6 protein-coding genes are annotated in these 7,288 nt (G+C 60.9%); 5 read left to right on the forward strand and 1 reads right to left on the reverse strand.

What is annotated here, in order from left to right; genetic code table 11:
* Positions 1–197 precede the first annotated feature (197 nt).
* From WCA53_RS17675 to WCA53_RS17695, 5 genes are all read left to right on the forward strand, one after another.
* Positions 198–1,262 (forward strand): HoxN/HupN/NixA family nickel/cobalt transporter, encoded by a 1,065-nt coding sequence (locus WCA53_RS17675; protein WP_423913246.1) that lies wholly within the window; start codon positions 198–200, stop codon positions 1,260–1,262.
* Positions 1,263–1,929: 667 nt separating this feature from the next.
* Positions 1,930–3,180, forward strand: a complete 1,251-nt coding sequence (locus tag WCA53_RS17680; protein WP_423913248.1) for an ROK family transcriptional regulator — start codon at positions 1,930–1,932, stop codon at positions 3,178–3,180.
* Positions 3,167–4,717, forward strand: a complete 1,551-nt coding sequence (locus WCA53_RS17685; RefSeq protein ID WP_423913252.1) for a sugar ABC transporter ATP-binding protein — start codon at positions 3,167–3,169, stop codon at positions 4,715–4,717. The genes WCA53_RS17680 and WCA53_RS17685 overlap by 14 nt, the downstream gene beginning before the upstream one ends.
* Before the next feature lie 64 nt (positions 4,718–4,781).
* The gene (locus tag WCA53_RS17690) at positions 4,782–5,816 is read left to right on the forward strand and encodes an ABC transporter permease subunit (RefSeq protein ID WP_423913254.1); all 1,035 of its coding nucleotides are present in this window, start codon (positions 4,782–4,784) and stop codon (positions 5,814–5,816) included.
* 119 nt (positions 5,817–5,935) lie between these two features.
* Positions 5,936–6,880: an ABC transporter substrate-binding protein gene (locus tag WCA53_RS17695; RefSeq protein ID WP_423913256.1), complete on the forward strand. Its 945-nt coding sequence runs from the start codon at positions 5,936–5,938 to the stop codon at positions 6,878–6,880.
* A gap of 24 nt (positions 6,881–6,904) precedes the next feature.
* Here WCA53_RS17695 and WCA53_RS17700 read toward each other — a convergent pair.
* Positions 6,905–7,288: methyl-accepting chemotaxis protein (locus WCA53_RS17700; protein WP_423913258.1), on the reverse strand; the 384-nt coding region annotated here is incomplete at its 5' end.

A 7,288-nucleotide genomic window follows, 5' to 3' on the forward strand; every position in this document is an offset into this window, starting at 1 on the left:
AAAGCAGCAGCGTGTATAAGCACGGGTGACATTAAGTCACCCTGGCGAAGAGAAGCCGGTGAAAGCCCAACACGGTCGTGCCACTGTATTGGGTTTGTAAGCTTCAGTTTATTGAAGACTTATCGAACCAAGAGCCAGCCCTCTCTACGCCCTCGCTTGCAACACTATCCCGGACCCGTGTTCCGAGAAGGCTGCCGATGTTTTCCCAACTCACCCACGTGTTCAGTGATTCCAGCGCCAGGGTGCGCGCCAGGCTTTTCGGCATCTATGGCGTTTTGCTTGCCGCGAACCTCCTCGCCTGGCTCTGGGCACTCGCCGCTTTTCGCCACCATCCCGTCCTGCTCGGCACCGCGTTGCTCGCATACGGTTTTGGCTTGCGCCACGCGGTCGATGCCGATCATATCGCCGCAATCGATAACGTCACCCGCAAACTGATGCAGGAAAAGAAGCGCCCGGTGACAGTCGGCTTTTTCTTTTCGCTCGGGCATTCGACCGTCGTCGTCCTTGCGTCGGTGGCTGTAGCGCTGGCGACGTCCGCAATGAAGGGACGCCTCGAGCACTACAAGGACCTTGGCACGGTGATCGGCACATCGGTGTCCGCGCTGTTCCTGTTCGCGATCGCCGCGATGAACCTGATCATCCTCAGATCGATCTACGAGGCGTGGCGCAACATCAAGAACGGGGGCGCCTATGTCGACGACGACTTCGACCTGCTGCTCGCCGATCGTGGATTGTTTGCCCGCCTGTTCCGTCCGCTGTTTCGAATCATCACCCGTAGCTGGCACATGTTCCCGCTGGGCTTCCTGTTTGGTCTCGGCTTCGATACCGCGACCGAAATCGCCCTGCTCGGAATCTCCGCTAATCAGGCGGCGCGAGGTCTGTCTCCGTGGGCGATCATGGTGTTCCCCATGCTGTTCAGCGCGGGGATGTCTCTCGTAGACACGCTGGACGGTCACCTGATGCTCGGCGCTTACGGCTGGGCGTACCTGAAGCCGGTCCGCAAGATCTACTACAACATGACCATCACGATGGTCTCAGTGATCGTTGCAGTGGTGATCGGCAGCATTGAGGCGCTTGGCCTGCTCGCGGACCAATTGAAGCTGCAAGGCCAGGTGTGGGATGCCGTAGGCGCGCTCAACGACAATTTCGGCACGCTGGGTTACGTGATCATCGGCATCTTTGCGCTCAGTTGGGCAGCGTCGGTGTTCATCTACCGTGTGAAACGCTTCGACGAGTTGGAAATCAGCCAAAACAAGCCATAAGCGCGACAGGTCGGCAGCGGATAGGCGGTTATGCCGCCCCTCCTTTTTCGCAGGCGGAAGGGCAACCTTGCGATTTCTTTGCCCACGTATGTCCAGACCATCCATCCCGAAGCGGAACGGGTTGGGTGCAAAAATCACAAGTAACGTCGGGAAACATATTTGAGCATTTCCACGGAGACAGCGTAAATCTGTCACGCGATACTTTTCAAATGACCTCTATTTTTATCATCCGCACTACTATCTAAAATCACTACATGACAAAGGGAGATGTCTGAAATCTCTCAAAATGCGGTGCGCCTGAAGTACGCGTTTACATCAAGCTTGCCCTGCAAACTAACCTATCCGCTGCCGCCGCGCGACCAGGAAATCCTACGCGACCCCGAAACGGCATCAAAGCCAGACCACTTCGAGCGTAATACAAGCGCCTACGCACGCACCTTCAGTCCGGGGCGCCGCTGAGACCCCACACCGGCGCGGCGCATTAGTTCATTGACCTCAAGTAAGCGCCCTGACGGACGCCGCAGACACCGACGCCGGACGTGCTTTCGCCCCCCCTCCGGAACCCCCTCCGGGATTTCCCTCGTTTACATATCCGCATTTTCCGTATTAAATAAATCAACTTGATTTAATAAATAAACAAACCTCGAAGATTTTCCGGAGGAGACGCGTGAGAAGCCCCCACATCGGCCGTGGCAGCAATTCTGCCAACCTGCGGCTATACCACGAACGCCTGTTGCTGCAGGCGCTCCGGCGCTCGCAGCCCACCTCCAGAGCGGACCTCGCTCGTCAGGCCAACCTGACGAGCACGGCTGTCGGCAGCATCATCGCGTCGCTCGATGAGGCCGGGCTCATCGAGTACACGGGCCGCCGACTTGAAGGTCAACGCGGTCAACCCGCCTCCCTGATTCAGTTGGACCCGCGTGGCGCTTTTGGGTTCGGCGTGCGGCTGGACCGCACCAGCATTGAGACCGTCCTCGTGAACTTCGCCGGCAACATGCTGGCTCGAAGCGTGCACGAGATGGTGCTGCCTCACCCGGGCCAGGTGCTCGATATAGTTAAGCACGACGTACAAAACATGCTTGCCTTGCTAGCGCCGGCCGAGCGCAAGCGCCTGACCGGCGTCGGCGTCGCGCAGCCCTTCCACCTGGGTAGCTGGGCGCGAGAACTCGGCCTGCCCGCCGACCTTTTCCGGGCCTGGGACGAGACGGATTTCCCCGCTGAACTCGGCAGCGTCCTGTCGCTGCCGGTGTTCATCGAGAACGACGGCAACGCAGCAGCCATCGCGGAGCTGTTCTACGGCTGCGGGCGCCAATGTGAAGATTTCGTCTACCTGTTCCTGGGCTCGGCGATCGGCGGCGGCATTGCCATCGAAGGGGATTGCTTGCGCGGCGGCACCGGCAATGCAGGCGATATCGGCATCATGCCGGTCCCGCCAAGCCGCCTCTCGTCGGCTCCCCAGCCTGCGGGGCAATGGGACATCCTGCTGTCACGCGCGTCCCTCAATGCGCTGGCACGACATCTGCGCCATAGCGGCGAGACGATCTCGAACCGGTTCGACCTGACGGCCTGTATCGAGCGTCGATTGCCGGCTGTGGACGAATGGATAGACGATTGCATCGAGGCGCTCGCGCCCGCCCTGCACGCCACGTTGTGCGTCGTCGACGTTCCGGCGATCGTGCTCGACGCCGATGTCGACAGCGGACTGCTCGACACGCTCCTTGAACGCCTGCGCGTGGCAATGGCCGCCACCGCACCGGAGGCCCGCAGCGTGCCGGCACTGATCCGGGGCACGTTTGGTTCGGACGCGGGGGCCATTGGCGCGGCCACGCTACCGATGTTTTTTAACTTTTCGCCGAGCGCAGGCTTGCTCAACAGCAGCAGCGCCAAATCGAAGGAGGTTAGCCATGCCAACGATTGAGTCCAGGCCCGTGCTGCTGCAAATGCGCGGCATCAGTAAAACCTTTCCCGGCGTGCGAGCGCTCGACAACGTCTCGCTAACCGTGTACCCAGGCGAAGTGCATTCGCTCATGGGCGAAAACGGCGCAGGCAAGTCCACCTTGATGAAGATCCTCTCCGGCGCCTACCAGGCGGACGCGGGCGGAGAAATCATCGTCGATGGAAAGGTGGTCAGTATCGATGGCCCGATGGCCGCGAAAGAACTCGGTATCGCGGTGATCTACCAGGAATTGAGCCTCGCGCCGAATTTGTCTGTTGCCGAAAATATCCATGCGGGCCGCGAATTGCGCAAGGGCGGCCGCTGGAGCATTGTCGATCGACCGGGGATGGAGCGCGGCTCCGAAGACGTACTCAAGCGCCTGGGTGCGACCTTTAGGCCGCAGACCCTGGTGGGCGACTTGTCCATCGCCGAGCAACAACTGGTCGAGATCGCCCGCGCGGTACACGCACGTGCCCGCATCCTCGTGATGGACGAGCCCACCACGCCGCTTTCGTCGCGTGAAACGGACCGTCTCTTCGAACTGATTCGCACGTTGCGTGCCGAAGGCCTCGCGATCATCTACATCAGCCATCGCATGGCGGAAATCTATGAACTCTCGGATCGTGTGTCCGTGCTGCGCGACGGTGCGTATGTCGGCACGCTGGAGCGGGAGGCGCTCAACGCCGAGAGTCTGGTCAAGATGATGGTGGGTCGCGACATTTCGGGCTTCTATAAGAAGCAGCACGCCCCTTACGATCCGGGCAAAATCGTACTGTCGGTGCGTGACGTGACCGATGGACGCCGCGTACGAGGATGCAGCCTTGAGGTTCACGCGGGTGAGGTGCTCGGCATTGCAGGTCTGGTCGGCGCCGGGCGTACCGAACTGGCCAGACTGATTTTCGGCGCCGAACCGCGCCTGCGCGGTGAAGTCGCTGTGGACGGCAAGGCGCTGAACGTGCACACGCCGCGCGATGCAATTGACGCGGGCCTCGTCTATCTCACCGAAGACCGCAAACGGCAGGGCCTGTTTCTCGACATGAGCGTGCGTGACAACATCAATGTCGCTGTAGCAGGAAGAGACGCTCGCATGGGTGTGCTCGACCTCGCCCGGGGCGCCACTCGGGCACGGGACGCCATCGCCGCGCTCTCTATCCGCGTCGCGAGTGCCAAGGTTAACGCAGGCTCCCTGTCCGGGGGAAACCAGCAGAAAGTGCTGCTGTCGCGTCTGCTGGAAACCAAGCCACGCGTACTGATACTGGACGAACCGACGCGTGGCGTAGACATTGGCGCCAAATCCGAGATTTATAGAATCATCAATGAACTGGCCCAAACGGGCGTGGCCATCATCGTCATATCGAGCGAGTTGCCGGAAATCATCGGTGTCGCCGATCGTGTGCTGGTGATGCGCGAAGGCGAACTCGTCGGCCAACTTGGCGGCCACACGGGCACGCCGATTTCCCAGGAAGCCATCATCGAACTGGCGACCGGTTCGCGACCCGAGCTCGGCGAGGCGGCTTGACCCGTGGCTTGACCCGCAGCTTGATCTGAATAAAGCACCAGTCACAAATACTCTGGAGGACGACATGAGCAATACTACTAAGCATCAGGACGCCGCCGCACCGGTCAAGGCGGACGCCAACCCGGCCCAGCGCCAGGCCCGCATTCAACATAAGGAACGCATGCAGTCGCTGATGCGCACGGCCGGCATGCTTCCCGTGCTGATCCTGCTGTGCATTGGCTTTGGCATCGTGACGGGCAACTTCTTCAGCCTGCAAAATCTCTCGATCGTCACGCAGCAAGCATCGATCAACGTCGTACTGGCCGCAGGCATGACGTTCGTCATCCTGACAGGCGGCATCGACCTGTCAGTCGGCTCCGTGCTGGCGGCGGCCGCGGTGGCTGCCCTGATCGCGTCGAACATCCCCGGCTTGGGGTGGGTCGGCATACCGGTCGCGCTCCTGGTCGGCGCCGGATTCGGGCTGATCAACGGCGCCCTGATCTCGCTTCTGCGCTTGCCGCCGTTTATTGTCACACTGGGCTCGCTGACCGCCGTACGCGGCATCGCCCGCCTGCTTGGCCATGACACGACCATCTTCAATCCCCAACTGTCGTTCGCGTTCATCGGCAACGAATCGATACTGGGTGTTCCATGGCTCGTCGTGATCGCCGTCGCAGTGGTCGCGATCTCGTGGTTCATCCTGCGGCGCACCGTGTTAGGACTGCGGATCTATTCCGTCGGTGGCAATCCAGAAGCGGCACGCCTCTCGGGCATCCGCGTCTGGGGCATCGAGATGTTCGTCTACGTCATCTCGGGTTTGCTCGCGGGGCTCGGCGCAGTAATGTCGGCTGCCCGGCTCTATGCAGCCAACGGCCTCCAAATGGGACAGTCGTACGAACTCGACGCCATCGCCGCAGTCATTCTCGGCGGCACCAGCTTTGTCGGCGGCGTGGGTTCGATCGTCGGTACGCTGGTCGGTGCGCTGATCATTGCGGTGCTGACCAATGGACTCGTGCTGCTCGGCGTATCCGACGTGTGGCAATACATCATCAAAGGCCTCGTCATCATTGGCGCCGTGACGCTTGACCGCTATCGCCAGCGTGGTTCGGCCCGCACCTGAAGCAAAACCGTTCTCGAAGCACATTTTTTCGCAGCACAACCCTTTTCGCCTTGACGGCGTGTGGGCGCAAACCGGTCCCTTTGCGCCCTAAACACTTGGACCAACCCGGAGACAAACAAATGTTAAAACAGAAAGTCGTTTTCGCCAGCATCGTTGCGGCCTTTGGCCTCGCCCTAACCGTACCCGCGCAAGCTGCCGACAAGCAGCTCAAGTCGATCGGCATCACGGTCGGTTCTCTTGGCAACCCCTACTTCGTCACCATCGTCAAAGGCGCCGAGGCCAAGGCTAAGCAGATCAATCCCAACGCCAATGTCACCGCTGTATCAGCGGACTACGACATGAGCAAGCAGTTCACCCAGATCGACAACTTCATTGCCGCGCACGTCGACATGATCCTGTTGAATGCCGCCGACCCGAAGGCCATCGAGCCCGCAGTGAAGAAGGCCAGGGCCGCCGGGATCGTGGTGATTGCAGTTGACGTGGTCGCCGCTGGAGCGGACGCCACGGTCCAGACGAACAACGTCCAGGCCGGGGAGCTTTCGTGCGGGTTCATCGTCAAGAAGCTCAATGGCAAGGGTAACGTCGTCATCGAGAATGGACCGCCGGTCTCGGCCGTGCTCGACCGGGTGAAGGGCTGTAAGGAAGAATTCGCGAAGAGCCCGGGCATCAAAGTTCTGTCGGACGATCAGGACGCGAAGGGTTCACGTGAAGGCGGCATGGCTGCCATGCAGGGCTACCTCACGCGGTTTCCGAAGATCGACGCGGTGTTCGCCATTAACGATCCGCAGGCGGTGGGCAGCGATTTGGCAGCCAAACAACTCCACAGAACGGAATTCTTCATCACCTCGGTCGATGGCGCTCCGGACATAGAAACAGCGCTGAAGAGCCAGACCCTGGTACAGGCTTCGGCCAGCCAGGATCCCTGGAAGATGGCGCAAACGGCGGTCACCGTCGGCTACGACATCATGAACGGCAAGAAGCCAGCCGACCCGCTCATCCTGATGCCTTCGACGCTCGTAACACGTGACAACGTGGGCGCCTACAAGGGCTGGTCGTCACACTAAGGAAAGTTGGCCGGGCGCTCAGACCTAGAGTCGAAACACCTCGACTGCTTCGCTGAGCGCTCTTGCCTGGGTCCGCAAGGACTGCGCCGCAGCAGCGGCCTCCTCAACGAGCGCCGCATTCTGCTGCGTGCCCTGATCCATTGACGCGACAGCCAGGTTGACCTGCTCGATCCCCCTGCTTTGCTCGCCCGCCGCCGCCGAGATCTCGGTCACGATCTGGCAAACACGTTCCACTGCACCCACCACGCCATCAATGGTCGACCCGGCGCTTGCGACCAGCGTCGAGCCCGCGTCGATGCGCGCGTTGGAGTCCTGAATGAGTGCCTTGATTTCCTGAGCCGCCGATGCGCTGCGCTGAGCCAGGTTGCGCACCTCACCCGCGACGACCGCGAAGCCTCGGCCCTGCTC

It is taken from the genome of Caballeronia sp., assembly GCF_049581465.1.
Lineage (GTDB): Bacteria > Pseudomonadota > Gammaproteobacteria > Burkholderiales > Burkholderiaceae > Caballeronia.